The organism is Alterinioella nitratireducens, assembly GCF_013155465.1.
Lineage (GTDB): Bacteria > Pseudomonadota > Alphaproteobacteria > Rhodobacterales > Rhodobacteraceae > Alterinioella > Alterinioella nitratireducens.
Map to the genome: position 1 here is coordinate 223349 of NZ_JABJVX010000005.1, position 19238 is coordinate 242586.

Annotated in this window: 21 protein-coding genes; 7 read left to right on the forward strand and 14 right to left on the reverse strand. The window is 64.8% G+C overall.

Features of this window, described 5'->3' with window-relative positions:
* Window positions 1-8: 8 nt before the first annotated feature.
* The gene (locus tag HNS34_RS10795) at window positions 9-689 is read right to left on the reverse strand and encodes a GntR family transcriptional regulator (protein WP_235952690.1); all 681 of its coding nucleotides are present in this window, start codon (window positions 687-689) and stop codon (window positions 9-11) included.
* Between the two features lie 189 nt (window positions 690-878).
* Here HNS34_RS10795 and HNS34_RS10800 point away from each other — a divergent pair, with 189 nt between their 5' ends.
* Window positions 879-2294 carry an NCS1 family nucleobase:cation symporter-1 gene (locus tag HNS34_RS10800; protein ID WP_172320072.1) on the forward strand — a complete coding sequence of 472 codons (1416 nt, stop codon included), beginning with the start codon at window positions 879-881 and terminating at the stop codon, window positions 2292-2294.
* Window positions 2295-2427: 133 nt separating this feature from the next.
* Here the strand turns inward: HNS34_RS10800 and pnp are convergent, their stop codons facing one another.
* The gene (gene pnp, locus HNS34_RS10805; RefSeq protein ID WP_172320073.1) at window positions 2428-4557 is read right to left on the reverse strand and encodes a polyribonucleotide nucleotidyltransferase; all 2130 of its coding nucleotides are present in this window, start codon (window positions 4555-4557) and stop codon (window positions 2428-2430) included.
* Between the two features lie 234 nt (window positions 4558-4791).
* Between pnp and HNS34_RS10810 the strand changes: the two genes are divergently transcribed.
* On the forward strand, window positions 4792-5745 hold the full coding sequence (locus HNS34_RS10810) for an asparaginase (RefSeq protein ID WP_172320074.1): 954 nt from the start codon (window positions 4792-4794) through the stop codon (window positions 5743-5745).
* A 4-nt stretch (window positions 5746-5749) separates the two neighbouring features.
* Here HNS34_RS10810 and HNS34_RS10815 read toward each other — a convergent pair whose 3' ends face one another.
* The 3 genes from HNS34_RS10815 to HNS34_RS10825 form a co-directional block, all read right to left on the reverse strand.
* Entirely contained in the window at window positions 5750-6487 is a 738-nt protein-coding gene (locus HNS34_RS10815; protein WP_172320075.1) for a sterol desaturase family protein, read from the reverse strand.
* A gap of 134 nt (window positions 6488-6621) precedes the next feature.
* Window positions 6622-8175 carry an alanine/glycine:cation symporter family protein gene (locus HNS34_RS10820; protein ID WP_172320076.1) on the reverse strand — a complete coding sequence of 518 codons (1554 nt, stop codon included), beginning with the start codon at window positions 8173-8175 and terminating at the stop codon, window positions 6622-6624.
* A 14-nt stretch (window positions 8176-8189) separates the two neighbouring features.
* Window positions 8190-8627, reverse strand: coding sequence for a universal stress protein (locus HNS34_RS10825; RefSeq protein WP_172320077.1), 438 nt, complete (start codon window positions 8625-8627; stop codon window positions 8190-8192).
* Between the two features lie 223 nt (window positions 8628-8850).
* On the opposite strand from HNS34_RS10825, the gene HNS34_RS10830 reads away from it, so the two are divergent.
* Window positions 8851-9327: an Lrp/AsnC ligand binding domain-containing protein gene (locus tag HNS34_RS10830; protein WP_172320078.1), complete on the forward strand. Its 477-nt coding sequence runs from the start codon at window positions 8851-8853 to the stop codon at window positions 9325-9327.
* Between the two features lie 73 nt (window positions 9328-9400).
* On the opposite strand, the gene rpsO is transcribed toward HNS34_RS10830, so the two are convergent.
* Window positions 9401-9670: a 30S ribosomal protein S15 gene (rpsO, locus tag HNS34_RS10835; protein ID WP_172320079.1), complete on the reverse strand. Its 270-nt coding sequence runs from the start codon at window positions 9668-9670 to the stop codon at window positions 9401-9403.
* A 383-nt stretch (window positions 9671-10053) separates the two neighbouring features.
* Between rpsO and HNS34_RS20925 the strand changes: the two genes are divergently transcribed.
* Window positions 10054-11799: a calcium-binding protein gene (locus tag HNS34_RS20925; protein ID WP_172320080.1), complete on the forward strand. Its 1746-nt coding sequence runs from the start codon at window positions 10054-10056 to the stop codon at window positions 11797-11799.
* 188 nt (window positions 11800-11987) lie between these two features.
* Here HNS34_RS20925 and HNS34_RS10845 read toward each other — a convergent pair whose 3' ends face one another.
* From HNS34_RS10845 to rbfA, 6 genes are all read right to left on the reverse strand, one after another.
* A complete protein-coding gene (locus HNS34_RS10845) occupies window positions 11988-12887 on the reverse strand; it encodes an alpha/beta fold hydrolase (RefSeq protein WP_172320081.1) in 900 nt (299 codons plus the stop codon).
* Between the two features lies 1 nt (window position 12888).
* Complete coding sequence (locus tag HNS34_RS10850; RefSeq protein WP_172320082.1) at window positions 12889-13443, reverse strand: DUF1643 domain-containing protein; 555 nt, start codon at window positions 13441-13443, stop codon at window positions 12889-12891.
* A 137-nt stretch (window positions 13444-13580) separates the two neighbouring features.
* On the reverse strand, window positions 13581-14444 hold the full coding sequence (locus HNS34_RS10855; RefSeq protein ID WP_172320083.1) for a DUF2189 domain-containing protein: 864 nt from the start codon (window positions 14442-14444) through the stop codon (window positions 13581-13583).
* Between the two features lie 162 nt (window positions 14445-14606).
* Window positions 14607-15509, reverse strand: a complete 903-nt coding sequence (truB, locus tag HNS34_RS10860; protein WP_172320084.1) for a tRNA pseudouridine(55) synthase TruB — start codon at window positions 15507-15509, stop codon at window positions 14607-14609.
* A 30-nt stretch (window positions 15510-15539) separates the two neighbouring features.
* Window positions 15540-16286 (reverse strand): phosphodiester glycosidase family protein, encoded by a 747-nt coding sequence (locus tag HNS34_RS10865; protein ID WP_172320085.1) that lies wholly within the window; start codon window positions 16284-16286, stop codon window positions 15540-15542.
* Window position 16287: 1 nt separating this feature from the next.
* Window positions 16288-16683 (reverse strand): 30S ribosome-binding factor RbfA, encoded by a 396-nt coding sequence (gene rbfA / locus HNS34_RS10870; RefSeq protein WP_172320086.1) that lies wholly within the window; start codon window positions 16681-16683, stop codon window positions 16288-16290.
* A 121-nt stretch (window positions 16684-16804) separates the two neighbouring features.
* Here rbfA and dapB point away from each other — a divergent pair, with 121 nt between their 5' ends.
* Entirely contained in the window at window positions 16805-17626 is an 822-nt protein-coding gene (gene dapB / locus HNS34_RS10875; RefSeq protein ID WP_172320087.1) for a 4-hydroxy-tetrahydrodipicolinate reductase, read from the forward strand.
* Here the strand turns inward: dapB and HNS34_RS10880 are convergent.
* Together HNS34_RS10880 and HNS34_RS10885 are read right to left on the reverse strand one after the other, a co-directional pair.
* Window positions 17581-18036: a PACE efflux transporter gene (locus HNS34_RS10880; RefSeq protein ID WP_172320088.1), complete on the reverse strand. Its 456-nt coding sequence runs from the start codon at window positions 18034-18036 to the stop codon at window positions 17581-17583. The two genes, dapB and HNS34_RS10880, sit on opposite strands and share 46 nt — an antisense overlap.
* Before the next feature lie 113 nt (window positions 18037-18149).
* The gene (locus tag HNS34_RS10885; protein ID WP_172320089.1) at window positions 18150-18578 is read right to left on the reverse strand and encodes an RrF2 family transcriptional regulator; all 429 of its coding nucleotides are present in this window, start codon (window positions 18576-18578) and stop codon (window positions 18150-18152) included.
* A gap of 81 nt (window positions 18579-18659) precedes the next feature.
* Here HNS34_RS10885 and HNS34_RS10890 point away from each other — a divergent pair, with 81 nt between their 5' ends.
* Window positions 18660-18815: a hypothetical protein gene (locus tag HNS34_RS10890; RefSeq protein WP_172320090.1), complete on the forward strand. Its 156-nt coding sequence runs from the start codon at window positions 18660-18662 to the stop codon at window positions 18813-18815.
* Window positions 18812-19210, forward strand: a complete 399-nt coding sequence (locus HNS34_RS10895) for a group III truncated hemoglobin (RefSeq protein ID WP_172320091.1) — start codon at window positions 18812-18814, stop codon at window positions 19208-19210. Before HNS34_RS10890 ends, HNS34_RS10895 begins: the two co-directional genes overlap by 4 nt.
* Window positions 19211-19238 lie beyond the last annotated feature (28 nt).

Below are 19238 nucleotides of genomic sequence, written 5' to 3' on the forward strand. Positions count from 1 at the left end.
CCTGTTCGTCAGGTCTCGACACCCCACCAGCGCAGGGTGTTTGCCAGATGCGCGCGAATTGCGGCAGTCGTCGCCTCAAGGTCGCGCGCCTCGAGGGCCGCGATGATCACCAGATGCTCCTCCATGGCCGAAGTGATCCGATCCGGCAGAAACGGGCGACTGTTCTGGATCACGGCAATCCGGTCACGGTTTTCGTCATAGAGCCGTTCGGCAAGGTTGGAGCCAATCCCCGCCGACAGCATATCGTGCAGCGAAAGGTCGGTCTCAATGGCGCGCGCCGACAGGCCGGTGACCGACCGATCCCGTGCAAGGTCGCGCAACGCTTCATGGATCTGGCGCATTTCGTGCAGCGGCATGTCAAAGCCACCCTCGATCAGGTTGCGCGCGCCCTCGCAATCGAAGATCGCGCGCAGTTCCAGGCATTCGCGCGTGATCTGCGGCCCGGCATCCATCACCATCACACCGCGCTTGGGGATCACATCGACCAACCCGGCCGCCTCGGCGCGCTTCACCGCTTCGCGGACTGCCGCAATCGGCATTTCCAGGCGCTCAACCAGCATCGGCATGGACAGGAAATTGCCGCTCGCCAACCGCCCGTCACGCAGTTGCGCAATCAGGGCCTTGTAGGCCTGGTCCATCATCAGATCCTTGGGCGGGCTTTTCGCGGTCATGTCGGTCTCACTGCTCATACTGTCCAGTATCGGAGAAGAATCAGGGCCTGATCTTCAAATATTTTATGAAAGATTTGTCTAAAAACCTTATGTATCATTTTTTCTAATATAAATGCTAAAATGTTAGATACAATGACAGGCCGCGATTTTCGTTGCGTCATCCACCGCAACACCCCCGCGAGCACCATTCCTAGGGAGGGAGACACAATGACCACCACGCACATGGACCACGCTCCGGGCGACGGCGACACGCTGAACCCGGTCACGGCAGAAGAGAAGTCCTGGGGCTGGTTCGCCATCTTCAACGTCTGGGCCAATGACATCCAGTCGTTGTTTGGCTACTCGCTGGTGGCCTCGCTCTTCATCTCCTTCGGCGTCAGCGGCTGGACGGCTTTCACCGCCCTGATCACCGCCAGTCTTTTCGTGATGTTCATGGTCAACCTCTCGGGGGCCGCTGGCGAAAAATACGGGATCCCCTACCCGGTCTTTGCACGCGCCAGCATGGGCACCGCCGGGGCCAAACTGCCTTCGGTCCTCAGGGCCACGGTCGCAGTGTTCTGGTATGGGGTGCAGGTCTATTTCGCCTCCACCGCCGTTGCCCTCCTGATCCACTCGCTCACGGGCACCACCGGCGGGGCCGAATACCTGGGCCTCAGCGCCGTCGATTGGATCTCCTTCGTGATCGTCTGGGCCTTCCACATCTTGATCTTCTGGCGCGGTATGGACTGGGTCGAAACCTTCCTCAACATCGCCGGCCCCTTCGTCTATGCCGTCATGATCGGCCTCGTGATCGTGCTTTGGTTCAAATCCGACGGTCAACTGCTCAGCCAGGCGCGCACCATCTTTGTCAGCGCCGACGCCACCTGGACCACCGAGATCAACGGCTTCATCGCCATTGTCGGCACGATGGTCGCCTATTTCGCTGCCGTGATGATCAACTTCTCGGACTTCTCACGCTATGCCCGTGACAAGGGCACGATGGTCAAGGGCAATTTCGCCGGCCTGCCGCTGAACATGATCCTCTTCTCGGCGCTGGCACTGCTGACCACCGCGGGGGCCGCCGTCGTCTATGGCGAGGCGATCATCAACCCGACCGAGATCGTCGATCGCACCGACAGCGTCCTTCTCGGCGTTATTGCGGCCATCACCTTCTTCGCCGCGACCGTGGGTATCAACCTGGTGGCCAACTTCATCCCCGCCGTGAACGGCATCGCCAACCTGGCACCGTCGAAAATCAGCTTCCGCGCCGCTGGCCTGATCACCTCGGGCTTTGCCCTGGTCATCGGCGGGCTCTGGACGGCCTTCATCAGCAATTTCGGCATCAGCGGCTTCGTCAACACGCTCGGTGCCACGCTGGCCCCGCTCTATGGCATCCTGATCGTGGATTACTACCTGCTGCGCAAGCAGTCGTTGAACCGCGATGCGCTCTACAACATGGACGGTGGCGAATACCACTACCGCAACGGCTGGAACGACAACGCGCTGATCGCATTCGCCATCGCCGCGGTCTTCTCCATCGCAACCGTCTGGGTTCCGGCGCTTGCCCAACTCAGCGGCTATGCCTGGGTCATCGGTGCCGTCCTGGGTGGCGTGATCTACTACATGCGCGGTCGCGCGGCCTGAACACCATCGGTCCTGCACCCGGCTTGACCATGCAGCCATTTGGTCAGGTCGGGTGGCTTTTTCGGACACCCGGACACGAAACAAAAAGGCCCCGCGAAATCGCGGGGCCTTTTCAATCTCATGACGAAACCGCTTACTCAGCGTCTTCCTTGGCCAATTCCGCGCCGGTCTCCTGGTCGACCATCTTCATCGCCAGGCGCACCTTGCCGCGATCGTCGAAGCCGAGCAGCTTGACCCACACTTCCTGACCCTCTTTCAGAACGTCCGAGGGGTGGTTCAGGCGGCGGTTCTCGATCTGGCTGACATGCACCAGCCCGTCGCGCTTGCCGAAGAAGTTCACGAAGGCGCCGAAATCGACGATCTTCACGACCTTGCCCTTGTAGATCTTGCCTTCCTCGGGCTCGGCCACGATCGAATGGATCATGTCATAGGCTTTCTGGATGGCCTCGCCATTGGGCGATGCGATCTTGATGATGCCGTCATCGTTGATGTCGACCTTGGCACCCGACACTTCCACGATCTCGCGGATCACCTTGCCGCCCGAGCCGATCACTTCGCGAATCTTGTCGGTGGGGATCTGCATGGTCTCGATGCGCGGCGCATGGACCGAGAACGAACCCGCCTCGGTCAGGGCCTTGCCCATCTCGTTCAGGATGTGCAGACGTCCGGCCTTGGCCTGTTCCAGCGCCTTGGACATGATTTCGGGCGTGATGCCCGCAACCTTGATGTCCATCTGGAGCGACGTGATGCCCGCCTCGGTGCCCGCGACCTTGAAATCCATGTCGCCGAGGTGATCCTCGTCGCCCAGGATGTCGGTCAGAACGGCATAGTCACCGTCCTCTTCCAGGATCAGGCCCATCGCCACGCCGGCAACCGGCGATTTCAGCGGCACGCCCGCATCCATCATCGACAGCGACCCGCCGCAGACCGACGCCATCGAGGAGGAGCCGTTCGATTCGGTGATTTCCGACACCAGACGCACGGTATAGGGGAAATCCGTCGCCGCGGGCAGAACCGCCTGCAACGCGCGCCAGGCCAGTTTGCCGTGGCCGATCTCACGCCGACCCGGAGGGCCGACGCGACCCGCTTCGCCGACCGAATAGGGCGGGAAGTTGTAGTGCAGCAGGAAGTTGGATTTGAAGTTGCCATGCAGCGCGTCGATGAACTGCTCATCGTCGCCGGTGCCAAGCGTGGTCACGACCAGGCCCTGCGTCTCGCCACGGGTAAACAGCGCCGAGCCATGCGTGCGCGGCAGAAGGCCGGTTTCGCAGACGATGGGCCGGACCGTGTCCAGCGCGCGGCCGTCGATGCGCTTGCCGGTTTTCACGACGTCGCCGCGCAGGACGGAGGCTTCCAGCTTTTTCAGCGCGGACCCGAGGTTCGGGTCTTCCTGCTGCTCCGCGCTCAGGCTCTCGATGATCGCGGCTTTGGCGTCGGAAACGGCGGTGGTGCGTTCCTGCTTGTCGGTGATCGCGTAGGCGGCGCGGACCTTGTCCTCACCGGCGGCTTTCACGGCCTCGTAAAGCTCCGAGTAATCGGCGGGCTGGAAATCGAACGGCTCTTTCGCGGCGCTTTCGGCGAGGCTGATGATCAGGTCGATGACCGGCTGGATCTGCTCATGCGCGAAGGTCACGGCGCCAAGCATTTCCTCTTCGGTCAGCTCATAGGCCTCGGATTCGACCATCATCACGGCGTTCTTGGTGCCCGCGACGACCAGGTCGAGACGCTGATCGGGGTTGTTGCGCAGGTCGTGCATGTCGTCGACGGTCGGGTTCAGGACGTAATCGCCATCCTCATAGCCCACGCGGCAGCCCGCGATCGGACCCATGAAGGGCGCGCCGGAAATGGTCAGCGCGGCCGAGGCGGCGATCATCGCGACCATGTCGGGATCGTTGACCAGGTCATGGCTCAGCACCGTGCACATCACCAGCACTTCGTTCTTGAAGCCGGGGACGAAGAGCGGGCGGATCGGACGGTCGATCAGGCGCGCGGTCAGCGTCTCCTTCTCGGTCGGACGCGCCTCGCGCTTGAAGAAGCCGCCCGGCACCTTGCCGGCGGCATAGTATTTTTCCTGGTAATGCACCGTCAGCGGGAAAAAGTCCTGACCCGGTTTCGGCTGCTTGGCAAAGGTCACCGCGGCCATGACGCTGGTTTCGCCCAGGGTGGCGATGACGCAGCCATCGGCCTGACGGGCAATCTTGCCGGTTTCCAGTGTCAGCGTCTCTTCGCCCCACTGGATGGATTTCGTTGTCACGTTGAACATGTATCGTTTCCTATCAGGGGGCGCTCCCGGCCTTCCGGGTCCCCCGTGTCTATGGCGGCCCCATTGCCGCCGACCCCAATCCTATCGTGCGACGCCGGGGTCCATCGCGTCACGTCTCAGATTGGGGGGCCTTACACTGGTTTTGACGAATTTGAAAGCGATCTCTTCTTGTTTCACGCGCTCCGGGGTGATCTGACCCATCCCCATGACCTGCCGACCGGAGGAAGAGAGCCCATGACATCGCCCCGAACCCTACTGCTGCACACCGGCGGCACCATCGGCATGGCCCCCTCGCCCGAGGGGCTGCACCCCGCCACCGGTCTCGTTGAACGCGCGCTGGACCGGCTGGAGGCGGGCGGCGCGGTGGACCTCAAGCGGCTGGACCCGCTGATCGACAGCGCCAATGCCACGCCCGAGGACTGGAACCGGCTGAGCGCCGAGATCGCGGCGCACCATGCCGATTACGGCAGTTTCGTCATCACCCACGGCACCGACACGCTGGCCTTCACCGCCTCGGCGCTGGCCATGGCGCTGGAGGGGCTGGACAAGCCGGTGATCCTGACCGGCGCGATGGTGCCGCTGGAACAACCCGGCAGCGATGGCGAAAGGAACCTGGCCGATGCCCTGCGGATCGCGGGCGAAGCCGAACCGGGCGTCTGGATCCAGTTCGCGGGCCAGCTTTTGCGCGGGCCGCGGGCGCGCAAGGTTCACAGCGCGGCGCATGATGCGTTCTCGGGCTGGCCCTCGGAGCGCATGCCGCGCCGGGCGGGGCCAAGGCTGATCCGCCACGCCTTCGGGCGCGCCTCGATCGCCGTGCTGCCGGTCGCGCCGGGCTGCGCGATGCAGGTGATCGAGCATGCCATGAAGGTCTGCGACGGGATCGTGCTGCGCTGTTATGGCAGTGGCACGGTGCCGAACGATCCGGTGCTGGCCGGGGCGCTTGAGGCCGCCGCCGCGCGCGCCATCCCGGTCGTCGCGGTCAGCCAGACCCTGGAGGGGGGCACCACGCTCGGCACCTACGAGGCCGGGGCCATCCTGCTGCGCCACGGCGTCATCGACGGGCGCGACATGACGCTGGAGGCGGCCTACGCCAAGCTGGCGCTGGCCCTTGCGACCTGCCCCGACCTCGCCGCGCAACGCGCCTTTGTCGAGGCACCCCTCTGCGGCGAGTTCGGCCCGACGACCTGATCGCTCAGGCCCCGGTCTCGGTCGGCGGGCCGCGCCGGTTGCCTGGGATCTTCGGCAGCCCGTAAGCCTTGCGCGCCGTCACCAGCCGCAGATCCTCGGGGTCCATCCCCATGCTCAGGATCGTCTTGCGGTCATAGCGCGCCTTGGCGGTGTCGCGGTCATGGGCGGTGCCGAACAGCCGGTCGATCCAGCCCATGCCGATGCTGACGTGATAGGTCGCGTCGTGATCCTGGAAATGATGCGCCAGGTGGCTTTGCGTCACGCGGGTGCCGAACCAGCCCTTGGGCACGTTCAGATGCGCCAGCGTGTGGCAGTATTCATAGAAGGCGAAGGCGCTGACCGAGCCGAAGAAGATCGCCACCACCCCGAACACCAGCGCGCCGCCAAGACCGAGGGCCGGCCACAGGATAACCGTGTGGATCGCCAGCGACAGCAGGCCGAAGCGGACCGGATACCAGTGATCGTCGCCGGTGAAGAACTCCGCATCGCCGGGAAACTCGTGATGGCCGATATGGCTGCGGTAGAGCGCGTTGAACACGCCCTGCTCGGTCGGCGGCGCGCGGTGCAGCAGGAACCGGTGCATGGCATATTCGACGAAGAACTGCATCAGCACACCGTAGGCCACGGCCAGCAGCAACAGCGGGCTGAACCCCAGGATCAGCGTCACAAGACCGCCGATCCAGAACGGCAGCAGGCGTTGCAGACTGCCCATATGGATGAGAACGCGCAGGGTGGGGATCATGTCGGGCCTCCGGGTTACCGCGCGCAGGCTAGGGGCTTGGCGGGCCACCGGGCAAGGAAAACGCGACGTCACCGGAAACGGGAACGGGAGGCGACCGACAGGCCGCCTCCCGCAATTTCAGGTCTTGCGCAGGGTCAGTGCACGAACTTGCGGATCTCGCCCGAGGCCAGGCGTGCGCTGTAGGATTTCAGCTCGACCCGCACCAGCCGCATCAGGAAATAGAGCGCCGTGATGTTGACCACCGCCATCGCGAAGATCGCCGCATCCGAGAAGTCGATCACGGGGCCAAGGCTTGCTGCCGCGCCGATCACGATGAAGATGCAGAAGATCACCTTGAACACAAGCTCCGAGGTCTGGCCCTCGCCAAAGAGGTAGGTCCAGGCCTTCAGCCCGTAATAGGACCACGAGATCATCGTCGAGAAGGCGAAGAGAACCACCGCGATGGCCAGGACGTAAGGGAACCAGCTGATCGCCGAGCCGAACGCCGCCGAAGTCAGCGCCACGCCCGAGGTATCGCCGATGGTGGCAATCGCCGTGCCGGCCTCGTTCAGGACATAGTTGCCGGTCTCCTGGTCGATGATCAACTGCTGCGAGATGGTGATCACCAGCGCCGTCATGGTGCAGATCACGACCGTGTCGATCAGCGGCTCAAGCAGGGACACGAAGCCCTCGGTGATCGGCTCGTTCGTGCGCACCGCCGAGTGGGCGATCGCCGCCGAACCGACGCCCGCCTCGTTCGAGAAGGCCGCCCGCTTGAAGCCCTGGATCAGCGCGCCGACAAAGCCGCCCGCGACCCCCAGGCCGGTAAAGGCGCCCGCGAAGATCTGGCCGAACGCCCATCCGATCAGGTTGTAGTTGACCGCCAGGATGACCAGTGCCGCACCGACATAGAGGATGCCCATGAAGGGAACCACCTTCTCGGTGACAGTGGCGATGGACTTGATCCCGCCGACGATGACGGCAAAGACCACGGCCGCGAAGATCACGCCGGTAATCCAGCCGGGATAGTCGCCCACGATGCCCGAGATCTGCGCATGCGCCTGGTTGGCCTGGAACATGTTGCCGCCGCCAAGCGCGCCGAGGATGCAGAAGATCGAGAACAGCACCGCCAGCACCTTGCCGCCCGGCAGGCCCAACTCCTTGAAGCCCTTGGACATGTAATACATCGGACCGCCCGACACGGTGCCATCCTCGTATTCGTTGCGGTATTTGACGCCCAATGTGCATTCGGTGAACTTGGACGCCATGCCCAGAAGACCCGCCAGGATCATCCAGAACGTGGCCCCCGGACCGCCGATGCCGACGGCCACCGCCACACCGGCGATGTTGCCAAGGCCCACGGTTCCCGACAGCGCCGTTGCCAGCGCCTGGAAATGGCTGACCTCGCCGGCATCGTTGGGGTCCGAGTAGTCGCCCTTGACCAACGCGATCGCATGGCTGAAAAAGCGCAGCTGCACGAAGGCGAAGTAGAACGTGAAGATTGTCGCCGCGATCACCAGCCACATGACGATCCAGGGGAAATTCGTGCCCGGAAAGGGCGCGAAGATCAGGCTGACGAAGGGGCCGGTGAAAGTCGCGAAAGCCGCGTTGACCCGGTCATCGAGGCTCAGCGCCTCCTGCGCCATCGCGGGCGTGACGGTCGAGGCCAGTGCCGCGAGGGGCAGGCCGAGTTTCTGATAGGTTTTCATGAGTTTTCCCTCCCTCACGTGACGACCGTGACCGGCACGCTGGCTTCCATCACCAGGTTCGCCGTCGCGCTGCCGAAGATCCGTTTCGTGAACCCGCCCTCGGTCGAGCGTGCGACGACGATCTGCGTTGCCCCCTCCTCGACCGCGATCGCGTTCAATGTGTCGGCGACGTTGCCGTGGCGCACCATGCCGCTGGCCGACAGGCCCGCCTCGGTCAGGCGTGTCACGGCAGGCGTGACGATCCGTTCCATCGCGGTCGCGATCTCCTCTTCGCGGCGCTTGTGGCGCAGGGCATTCTCCTCGGCCGTCTGGAAGGAATAGGGCGACCATTCGATGACATAGACGACCAGCAATTCACAGCCCCCCACCTGGCAGGCCATCTCCTCGCCATAGGCCAGCGCCCTTTCGCCGGAACTGTGGCCATCAAGGCCAATCAGCAATTTCGTGGACATAATATCAACTCTCCCGTAGCTCCCCCCGCTGTCACCAATCGGTGCCGGGAAAGACCCCTTTACCCGCGGGCAGAGGCCGACACCGTGACATGGGGAATGGTAGTATTATTGTTCGCGTCTCCCGTTCTCAGTATCAGTCTTTTTCACTAGTAGTTGGGCCTTTATTTCCAGTTTTTTTGGGTTTATTCCCTTTTTGCAGGAAGAAATCAGGACAAATGACCAAATGGCCAGACGCTTGGACGCAATCGACCGCAAGATCCTGGACGAGCTTCAGGAGAACGGGCGCCTGTCCATCGTCGAGCTTGCCAAGCGCATCAACCTGTCGAAAACCCCCTGTTCGGAACGCGTCAGGCGGCTGGAGAAATCCGGCGTGATCAGCCGCTACCGCGCGGTTCTGAACCCCGCGCTGGTCGATATGAAACATGTGACAATCGTGCATATCAGCCTGAACCGGACCAGCGACAGCGCGCTGGACGATTTCAACGCCGCCGTGCGCAGCATCCCCGAAGTGCAGAGCTGCCTGATGATTGCCGGGCAATTCGACTACATGCTGAAGGTGCGGACCCATGACATCGCCCATTTCCGCGAGGTTCTGGGCGAAAAGATCGGCAAGCTGCCGGGCGTGATGCAGACCCATTCCTTCGCGGTCATGGAAACCGTCAAGGAAAGCGACCTGATCCGCATGAGCCGGGAGGGCTGAGCCCCGGACAGCAAAAAGCCCCACGACCGGGATCGGTGGCGGGGCGATATTCCTGCTGTCTGGCGGACCCGTCCTAGCGGCGGATGCCCAGGCGCTGGATCAGGTCGCGATAGCGCGCCTCGTCCTTGGACTTGGTGTAGTCCAGAAGCTTTCGGCGCTGCGCGACCATCTTCAGAAGGCCACGGCGGCCGTGGTTGTCCTTCTTGTGGGTCTTGAAGTGCTCGGTCAGGGTGGTGATGCGGCTGGTGAGGATGGCAACCTGAACCTCGGGCGATCCGGTGTCGCCTTCCTTGGTTGCGAATTCCTTCATCAGGCGGGTCTTTTCTTCGGCGGTAATCGACATCGGGGTCTCCTTATGGGTTGGTGTGAATGGCGCAAGCCGGGATGTCGTCCAGCAAGGCCCGTGGAGAGGTGCCGCCAAGGCAAAACCCCGGCAGACTGCGCGCGTATAGGGGATGTGAGGCGCAAAGGAAAGCCCGAACTTCGCGCGCGCCTGCCCGGTTCGTTAACCAATCGTTAACACAATCCTTGCCGTTTGAAACGAAAGCCCGGAAAATGACCGGGCCGAAATTGGATACCGTTCACCAGTCGGAAACGCCGCCACATTAATTCCTTGGGATGACCTTGCTTGTGTCGGCAAAAAACCCGGCACCGCGCGCAGGGTTTCCGCAACGGATGCGTATGGGCTCAACCCCCGGGGCCTGTCATCGAAACAAGGAAAAGCACATGTTGGCAGCGGGTGGCGTATTGGCTCTCATGCTCGTCGGGTTCATGCTCGAAGGGATTTTTTCGGATGACAGCAGCGAGGAGGCGGGGGCCGCGCCCACGGGTGGCACCACCTCCGGCGAAGGCGGTGAGCCCGAGATCACCGATCTGGGCGACTTCCTGTTCGGCGATGCGGATAGCGACATTGCCGACCGCGACGATAGCGACAGCGACGACACCACCACCGGCGATCCCGAGGATGACACCCTCGATCCGTTGCCCGCGCCCGCGCCCATCGGCATGGTCTTTGAAGGCAGCGATGGCGACGACGCGACGGATGGCGGCGACGGCGATGACACCCTGACCGGCGAGGCGGGCGACGATTCCCTCTTCGGCGGGCAAGGCGATGACCTCCTGTCCGGCGGCGCGGATGACGACACGCTGGATGGCGGCGACGGGGCCGATACGCTGCAGGGCGGCGATGGCGATGACTGGCTGATCCTGGGCGCGGGCGACATGGCGACGGGCGGCGACGGCGCCGATACGTTCGAGACCGACCGCGATGGCGGCGACGTGCCCATCGTGACCGATTTCCTGCAAGGCACTGACACGATCCTGATCCGGCACGATGGCGACGTCTCGCCCGAGATCAGCTTCGAGGTCGATGACGACGCGCAGACCACCTCGATCCTGTCCGGCGGCACCCCGATCATGCAGTTGCAGGGCATCACCACCCTGACGATGGACGACATCCAGCTGCGATCCGTCAGCGATACCGACACCGATACCGACACCGATACGACCGGCGACGATACCCCGGCGGGCACGCCCGACGATGACACGCTGGACGGCACCTCGGATGACGACAGCCTCATCGGCACACCCGGCGATGACACGCTGACCGGCGGTCCGGGCGACGACACGCTCGACGGGCTCGACGGCGACGACCTGCTCAATGGCGGCACCGGCGACGACATCCTGCGCGGGCGCAGCGGCATGGATGAACTCTTCGGCCAGCAAGGCGCCGATGCGCTGACTGGCGGGGCGGGCAATGACCTCGTCTCGGGCGGCAGCCAGAATGACGCGGCCTATGGCAATGAGGGCGACGATACCGTCCTGGGCGGCGACGGCAATGATGAGCTTTACGGCGATGAGGGCGACGACACCCTTTCGGGCGGCCAGGGCTATGACCTGCTGCATGGCGGTGACGGCAACGATTCGATGTCCGGCGACAGCGGCAATGACCTGCTCTTCGGCAGCGATGGCGACGACACGGTCGAGGGCGGCGCGGGCAATGACTACCTGCTCGGCGGCTTCGGGGCCGACCAGATGGCGGGCGGCGACGGCGATGACACGCTGGACGGCACCTTTGCGGCGGGCGATACCGAATTCGGCCCCTTTGACGAGGATGTCGCCGACACGCTGGATGGCGGCGCGGGCGACGATCACATCCTGATCGGCGAGAACGACATCGCCACGGGTGGCGAGGGCTCCGATACCTTCGAATCCGGCGTCTTCGTCGAATCCGATACCGAGGCCGGGCATGTCACCGATTTCGACCCGAGCCAGGACCAGATCCAGGTCACGGTCGATCTTGCGGCCACCCCCAACCCTGTCATCTCCGTGGTTGATTTCGCCGACGGCACCGGGGCCGATATCGTGGTCGACGGCACGGTCGTGCTGCATGTGACCGGCGCGCAGGGGCTGGACCCCGCCTCGATCCTGCTGCGCGACCTCGATCTTGACGACGCGGCCGAGAGCGCCTGACAGGATCGCCATGGCAGGATCGGCGCGCTGACCTCGATCCCGGGCGAAATTCCTTTCATCCAGCACTTTGCGTTTTTGTCTGATCCAGGCAGCATCGAAAGCCGCGTTCGACCGCGGGGAGAGGCAGCGTCTTTCGATTCTAGTCAAACGCAAAGTGCTTTGGGATTTGCCCCCGCCCGGCCCGACCGTCAGCGCGCCTGAAAGAACGGCAGCACGGCCTCCAACACGGCGCCCGGCACCTCCTCCATCGCGAAATGGCCGGTGCCGTGCAATTCCTTTCCCGTGACCTCGTCGGCGCACCAGCCCTGCCAGATCGCCAGCGGGTCGCCGGTGCGGGCCGGAAATCCCGCGCTCGCCCAAAGAAACAACACCGGCGCGGCGATCTTGTTGCCCGCCAGCCTGTCGGCCTCGTCCAGCGCCCTATCCATCGTCGCCCCGGCGCGGTAATCGGCGCACATCGCGCCCACCCGCACCGGATCGGAGCCTTGCGCACGATAGGCCGCCAACGCCGCCTCGGAAAACGGCTCCAGCCCACGGCACTGGGTCCAGCTGGCCAATGTCCAGTCGATGAATCCCGGCCCGTCGGCGCAGATCATCCGCTCTGGCAGCGGCGCGGGTTGTGCAAGAAAGCTCCAGTGATACGCCTTCAAGGCCAGGTCCGCGTCCCAGGCGCGCCAGAAATCGCCCGTCGGCACAACTTCGATAATGCCAAGCCGCTCCACCCTGTCAGGATGATCCAGCGCCAGCCGATAGGCCACCCGCGCGCCCCGGTCATGGCCCAGCACATGCGCCCGCTCCAGCCCCAGGAAATCCATCAGCCCGACGATATCGCCCGCCATCGCGCGCTTGGAATAGACGTGGTGATCGGCATCGTCGGCGGGCGCGTCGCTGTCGCCATAGCCGCGCAGGTCAGGGATGATGCAGTGGAAATCCTTCGCCAGATCGGGGGCGAGTTTCTCCCAGGCCATGTGGTTCTGCGGAAAGCCGTGCAACAGGATCAGGGGCGCGCCCTCACCTCCCTGATGCACCGACAGGCAGACATCGCCCACCTCGATCAGGCTTTGCGAAAAGCCGGGAATTGCGGACATGTCAGGCCCCTTTCTTGGCCGCAGCTTGCCGCCCCTCTCCCGCCTCGTCAATCGCCCAGAGGACCGGCTGCGTCGCATAGGCGATGTAGAGCGGGTGGCGCGGATGGCCCGCCTTGCTCAGCCCCAGGCACCGCACCTCGCGCCCCGCCCCGTGCAGGAGCGCCGCCACCGCTGCCCCCCGGCCCAGATGCTCGCCATGCACGCCCCACCCGGCGATGACGGTATCGGCCCAGGCCACGCCCTCCAGCAGCAACGCGTCATTGCCCGCCCCCACCGGGTCGGCGGCGCGGCGCAGCTGCCTGGGGTCGGTCTCGCGCCAGGCGAAGATGTTCATCACCCGCATCGCGCCATAGCCCAGAACCCGCGCCCGCCGCTCGCAACGCTCGACCGTGGGGTCGTTCTGGCGCTCGGTCGCCCTGGAGGGGTTCAGCATGATGTAAAGGAGGCGCGGGCCCGCCGGGTCCCAGACCCGCGTCAGGGAATAGCGATAGGCCAGGCAGTCGGAATAGACCGCCTCGCTGGCCGCATCGCCTTTCTGGAACGTCTTCGTGATCATGCCCCTCTTGTCAGGCAGGGCAGGCCGAAGCGCAACCCGGCACTCTCGGAATAGCTCGTATCCCTGAACGCTGCCTGAAATCAGGGACTTCACCGCGTTCAGGGATTTGCAGTCACAGATGAATTCCGAGACGTGCGTCACGCCACCGCGCGGCGGTAGAGGTGCCATGTCGCGTGCCCCAGAACCGGCATCACCAGGATCAGCCCCAGGAAGGCGGGGATCGAGCCAAGCACCAGCCCCACGGCCACGATCAGGCCCCAGGCGGCCACGGTCTTCGGGTTCTCCCGCGTGACCTGCCACGAGGTGGCGACCGCCCGCGGCAGCCCGACATTGCGATCAAGAAGCAGCGGAAAGGACACGATGCTGATGGCCAGAACCACGGCGGCAAACGCGGCCCCCACCGGAATCCCGATCAGCATCATCATCCACCCCGCCCCGGTGCCGAAGACATCGCCGATGAAGGCGCTGGCCGAGGCGGGCATCTCCGGCCCCATCGTGGCCAGGTAGACCACAAAGGCGGCCCCCATCCAGCCCAAAAACAGCGTCAGCAGCACAAGCCCCAACAGCACCATGGCCCCGACCGATGGCGCGCTGAAGAGGTGCGCCGCATCGCCCCAGGACGCGGGCGCGCCCATCTCGCGGCGGCGGCTCAATTCATAGAGCCCGATCGCCGCCACCGGCCCGAGCAGGGCAAACCCCGCCATCAGCGGAAAGACGAAGGGCGCAAGGGCGGCGTTGAAGGCGGCCCAGACCAGGGCCAGGCCGATGACGGGATAGAACAGGCACAGAAACATCACATCCGAGCGGAACACCGCGAAATCGTCCATGCCGGCGCGCAGCGCATCGCGGATATCCTGCATCCCGATCTGCTGCACCTTGGGCGGCGTATCGGCCCGGTCGCTGCGCACATGCCCAACCATGTCGGCCAGGTGCGTGCCGGTCCGCCCGAGCGATTGCGCGCTCCATGACAGTGGATTTCCGATTGTCCTGGTCTTGGCCATACTACCCTCCTGTCGCATCCAGACTGATCCGGGAAGATGCGCGGGGGGCGCGGGCGCGGGGGGCGTCAGGCGCACGCGCAGCATGACACCTTCCATCTGGATTGACCCTAGCACAGATAGGAGCGGCCCGCTGACACATCCGCGCGAGGGCGGTGTGAGGCGTCAGAGGTTGAACACCCGCGAGGGATGCACCTCGCCACCGCGATAGATGCCCACGGCCAGCGGCTGGCCGTCATGGCTGACCCAGACCTCCTCGCCATATTCCGCTGTGCCAAGCACCTGGCCGGGATTGCCGTTCTTCAGCCGCGCCGCGCCTGCCACTGTTGCCCGCATCTCCTCCAGGTCGGCCAGCCCGACCTCGACCGGCAATAGATGCGCGTCCAGCGCGGGGTCTTTCGCAAGCTCCTCGATCAGGGCGAGGCTGATCGCCTCTTCCACGTCGAACGGCCCCGACCAAACCCGGCGCAATTCGCGCACATGACCAAGACAGCCCAGTCCCTCGCCCAGGTCGCGCGCGATGGACCGCACATAACCGCCCTTGCCGCAGACCATCTCCAGCACCGCGTGATCCGGGTCGGGACGTGCCAGCAAGGTCAGGCTCTCGACATAGAGATCGCGCGCGGCCAGCTCGATCTCCTCGCCCTCGCGGGCCAGCTTGTAGGCGCGTTCGCCGTCGATCTTCACGGCCGAGAACCTGGGCGGCACCTGTTGGATGTCGCCCACGAAACCGGGCAGCGCGGCCTCGATCTGCGCATCCGAGGGGCGCGCGTCACTTGTCTCCAGCACCTCGCCCTCGGCATCGTCGGTATTGGTGGCAGCCCCGAAGCGCACCGTGAACACGTAGGCTTTCAAGGCATCGGTGATATAGGGAACCGTCTTGGTCGCCTCGCCCAGCGCCACCGCCAGCACGCCCGTCGCATCGGGGTCCAGCGTGCCCGCATGGCCCGCCTTCTTCGCGTCCAGCGCCCAGCGCACCTTGTTGACCACGGCAGTCGAGGTCGGCCCGGCGGGCTTGTCCACCACCAGCCAGCCGGAAATATCGCGTCCCTTGCGTTTGCGTGCCATCTCAACCCTCGCTCGCGGAAAGACCGCCTGCTAGCCGCCGCCGCCCCCGGCGTCAATGACGGTGCCCAGAATGGGGCCGAGCCAGAAGCCGAAATCGTTGCGCCCATGATCCGGCGCGTAAAGCCGCGACACCCGCCCATCGAGGTAGAGCGCGTTTGCCACCCCCAGATAATCCCGGAAAAACCGCCCGAACTGGTGGAAATTCACCATATCGTTGGAGATCGCGAAATAGGCGCGCGTGCCGGTCGTATCCACCCCCACCCCGTTGCGGATGTTGAGCGAGGTGCTATCGGCCAGGAACCGCGGATGCAACGCGCCGTCGATAACCAGCATCGGCCCCGATTGCGTCGCATGGCGGCAGGCGGGGGGGTCGGCCGCATAGGCACGGCTCTCGATCACCTGCGCACGGCCCGCCTGAATGCAGAAGACGCCGTTGGGCAGCAACCCGAAATTCCCCGGCCCCGCCGAGGTGACGAGGCCATGCTCCTGCACCCCGTCCTCGATATAGAGGCCGACTGGGGCGCGATCCTCGTGATACATGCCGCCATTGATGGCAAAGCCCAGGCGTTCGCCGGGGCCAAGACTGCTGTCCACCGCGCCGAACTGGCCCAGGATCTCGCCCGCATCGTCGCGCAGAAAGAGGCGCAGATCCTCGCGCGTCAGGTCGACCTCGCACAGCGTGAACCCGGCCCCGTCGAACGTCACATCGGCGCAGGTGACCGCGCCCGCCATCCCCGGCATCAGCCAAACCAGTGCCGCCGCGATCAGCCCGCGCATCCTATTCGTCCAGGTCCTGGCGCACCTTGTCCTGTGCGAACATGGCCCGCGTCGCGTCCAGCTTGTCGAAGGTGTCGTCGATCAGGAACCGCAGGTCAGGCGCGTATTTCAGCGTCATCGCCTTGCCGATGGCGCGGCGCAGCTCATGCTTGTTGCGCTTCAGCGCCTGGATCGCCTCCTCGCGCTTGTCGCCGCCCAGGGGCAGCACATAGGCCGTGGCGATCTTGAGGTCGGGCGAAGTCCGCACCTCGCCCACCGTGATCGACATCGCGTTCAACTCGGGGTCATGGATCTGGCCCTGCATCAGCACGTCCGACAGGGTGCGGCGGATCAGCTCGCCAACGCGCAGTTGACGCTGCGACGGGCCGGGGCCGTCGTGAAACTTGTTCTTTGCCATGGCACGCGCTCCTTTTGCCCCTCCACCTAAGCGATCGCCCCGCCCCTCGCAAGAGAAGCGCTTTGCCACCGGCGGTCCTCTGCGCTATGCCGATTTCAACAGGATCAGGAGGGCCATGGCCATGCAGGGCAGCGTTGGAATTGCGGTAATGGGCGCGTCGGGGCGCATGGGCCGGATGCTGATCGAGGTGATCAACGACAGCGCGGCCGCGCATCTGGTCGCCGTCACCGAACGCCCCGGCCATGACTGGGCGGGCCGCGACCTGGGCGAGGCGATGGGCGGGGCCGCAACCGGCGTGCCGGTCCATGCCGATCCCATCGACGCCATCGTGAACGCGCAGGCGGTGATCGACTTCACCACGCCCGATGCCACGGTGGATCATGCGCTTCTGACCGCACAGGCGCGCTGCGTGCATGTCATCGGCACGACCGGGTTTGCGCAGGAGCATCTGGACAAGCTGGAACACGCCGCCCGCCATGCCACCATCATCCGGGCCGGCAACATGAGCCTTGGCGTCAACCTGCTGGTGCAGATCACCCGCCAGGTCGCCGCGGCCCTGGACGAGGATTTCGACATCGAGGTGATCGAGGCGCATCATCACCACAAGGTCGACGCGCCCTCGGGCACCGCGCTGATGCTGGGTCAGGCCGCCGCCGAAGGGCGCGGCATCGACCTCGACATCGCCTCGGACAGGGGCCGCGACGGCATCACCGGCCCCCGCCAGCGCGGCCATATCGGGTTCTCCAACATCCGCGGCGGCGACATTGTCGGCGAACATGACGTGCTCTTCGCGGGCCAGGGCGAGCGCATTACCCTCAGCCACAAGGCCACGGATCGCTCCGTCTTCGCGCGCGGCGCGCTCAAGGCCGCGCTCTGGGGTCAGGGCAAGGGGCCGGGTCAGTTCGACATGCTGGATGTGCTGGGCCTGTCGCCCACCGGCTGAGAGCGCACCGGAAACACCACGTCATAGGCCCAGTTGAAGACGAAGGCATAGACCAGGAAGAACCCCGCGAAGGCGACATCCATCACCACCGCCTGCCACAGGGTCACGCCCAGATACCAGGCGATGACCGGCGCCAGCACGAGCAATAGCCCAAGCTCGAACAGCACCGAATGCCCGACCCGCATCAGCGGCGTCTTGGCGGTATGGCCCAGCGCCCGCTGCATGGCGTGATCGAAGCCCAGGTTGAAGACATAGTTCCAGATCATCGCCAGCGTCGCCCCGATCACCGATAACACGCCGATATCGTGCAGCGGAAAGCCGAACACCCAGGCGCCCAGCGGCGCGACAAGGATCAGCGCGATGACCTCGAAGCTGATGGCGTGGCGGATGCGGTCTGCGGGGCGGCGCATGGGGATGTCCCTCTCTCATATCCTCGGGTCGTCCCGAAATATTGAGCCCCCCAAAACAGGGGCGGAGGTCGTCCTCGCTTGGCCCCTTTGATATACCGCCGAACGGCCCGCCTTCAACCCGCCAGCAAATCCGCCAGCGCCCCCCGCGCCCGCGTCACATCGGCCAGCGTGTAGCCATCCAGCGCCGCAAAGAACGCCTCGCGCGCCTCGGCGAAGGGTCCGCGCAATCCGCAGGCCGGTTGCAGGATGCAGGTCGAGGAGGTGCCGAAACACTCGACCACCGGATCGTCGCTTTTCAGCGCCCGCACCACCGCGCCGATATTGATCTGCTCGGGCGCGCGCGCCAGGGTCAGGCCACCCGTGCGCCCGCGCTCCGATGCGACGAACCCCTGCCGGGTCAGCTCCGCCCCCACCTTGGCCAGGTGATGCTCGGATAACCCGTAAAGCCGCGCGATGGCCGAAACCGGCAACCGCTCGGGCGCGCGCACGGCCAGCACCATCAGGATGCGCAGGGCGTAATCGGTGAACTTGTCCAACTGCATGGGCTAAATTTAGCATTTGCAATGCGTATTTGAAAGCGATAATATTCCGCAAGTGAAATACCGATTATATGGACGCCCGACATGACCCTCGCTGACCTCATCCTCTGGCCCGGCACGAAAATCTGCGAATGGCTGGGGGTAGAGCCGACCTCGGATAGCGGCCTCATCCGCTCGATGTTCAACACCTTCGTCTATCTCATCATCTTCCTGATCATCGCCTGGATTGCCGTGGCATGAGCGCGCTGGCCCGCTTTCCCGTCACGCCCGCGCAGATCGACCGCGTGGTGCAGGTCTTCTACGCCCGCATCCGCGCCCACCCCGATCTCGGCCCGATCTTCGCCGCGCATATCCACGACTGGCCCGCCCATGAGGAGAAGATCGCCCGCTTCTGGCGCAACGCGATCCTGCTGGAACGGTCCTATGACGGCAACCCGATGCGCACCCACATGGCCGCGGGCAATGTCCGCTCGGATCATTTCCCGGCCTGGCTGGCGGAATTCGACGCCGTCCTGCGGGCGGAGCTTTCCCCCGACCTCGCCGCCGCCTGGTCCGCCCTCGCCCATCGCATCGGCCAGGGTCTCAGCTTCGGCCTCGATCACTACGGGCGCGGGGTGCCCAACCTTGCAAGCTGACGACCCCTCCGATTCGTGACCGGCCCGA

Bases quoted from the DNA above. Each gene is read 5' to 3' on its own strand.
- pnp (WP_172320073.1), bottom strand. From the start codon at position 4,557: ATGTTCAACGTGACAACGAAATCCATCCAGTGGGGCGAAGAGACGCTG.
- HNS34_RS10825 (WP_172320077.1), bottom strand. From the start codon at position 8,627: ATGTCCACGAAATTGCTGATTGGCCTTGATGGCCACAGTTCCGGCGAA.
- HNS34_RS10855 (WP_172320083.1), bottom strand. From the start codon at position 14,444: ATGGCCAAGACCAGGACAATCGGAAATCCACTGTCATGGAGCGCGCAA.
- HNS34_RS10895 (WP_172320091.1), top strand. From the start codon at position 18,812: ATGAGCGCGCTGGCCCGCTTTCCCGTCACGCCCGCGCAGATCGACCGC.
- HNS34_RS10820 (WP_172320076.1), bottom strand. From the start codon at position 8,175: ATGAAAACCTATCAGAAACTCGGCCTGCCCCTCGCGGCACTGGCCTCG.
- truB (WP_172320084.1), bottom strand. From the start codon at position 15,509: ATGGCACGCAAACGCAAGGGACGCGATATTTCCGGCTGGCTGGTGGTG.
- HNS34_RS10845 (WP_172320081.1), bottom strand. From the start codon at position 12,887: ATGTCCGCAATTCCCGGCTTTTCGCAAAGCCTGATCGAGGTGGGCGAT.
- HNS34_RS10880 (WP_172320088.1), bottom strand. From the start codon at position 18,036: ATGCGCCGCCCCGCAGACCGCATCCGCCACGCCATCAGCTTCGAGGTC.
- HNS34_RS10810 (WP_172320074.1), top strand. From the start codon at position 4,792: ATGACATCGCCCCGAACCCTACTGCTGCACACCGGCGGCACCATCGGC.
- dapB (WP_172320087.1), top strand. From the start codon at position 16,805: ATGCAGGGCAGCGTTGGAATTGCGGTAATGGGCGCGTCGGGGCGCATG.
- HNS34_RS10800 (WP_172320072.1), top strand. From the start codon at position 879: ATGACCACCACGCACATGGACCACGCTCCGGGCGACGGCGACACGCTG.
- HNS34_RS10830 (WP_172320078.1), top strand. From the start codon at position 8,851: ATGGCCAGACGCTTGGACGCAATCGACCGCAAGATCCTGGACGAGCTT.
- HNS34_RS10850 (WP_172320082.1), bottom strand. From the start codon at position 13,443: ATGATCACGAAGACGTTCCAGAAAGGCGATGCGGCCAGCGAGGCGGTC.
- HNS34_RS10885 (WP_172320089.1), bottom strand. From the start codon at position 18,578: ATGCAGTTGGACAAGTTCACCGATTACGCCCTGCGCATCCTGATGGTG.
- HNS34_RS10795 (WP_235952690.1), bottom strand. From the start codon at position 689: ATGAGCAGTGAGACCGACATGACCGCGAAAAGCCCGCCCAAGGATCTG.
- HNS34_RS10815 (WP_172320075.1), bottom strand. From the start codon at position 6,487: ATGATCCCCACCCTGCGCGTTCTCATCCATATGGGCAGTCTGCAACGC.
- HNS34_RS10890 (WP_172320090.1), top strand. From the start codon at position 18,660: ATGACCCTCGCTGACCTCATCCTCTGGCCCGGCACGAAAATCTGCGAA.
- rpsO (WP_172320079.1), bottom strand. From the start codon at position 9,670: ATGTCGATTACCGCCGAAGAAAAGACCCGCCTGATGAAGGAATTCGCA.
- rbfA (WP_172320086.1), bottom strand. From the start codon at position 16,683: ATGGCAAAGAACAAGTTTCACGACGGCCCCGGCCCGTCGCAGCGTCAA.
- HNS34_RS10865 (WP_172320085.1), bottom strand. From the start codon at position 16,286: ATGCGCGGGCTGATCGCGGCGGCACTGGTTTGGCTGATGCCGGGGATG.
- HNS34_RS20925 (WP_172320080.1), top strand. From the start codon at position 10,054: ATGTTGGCAGCGGGTGGCGTATTGGCTCTCATGCTCGTCGGGTTCATG.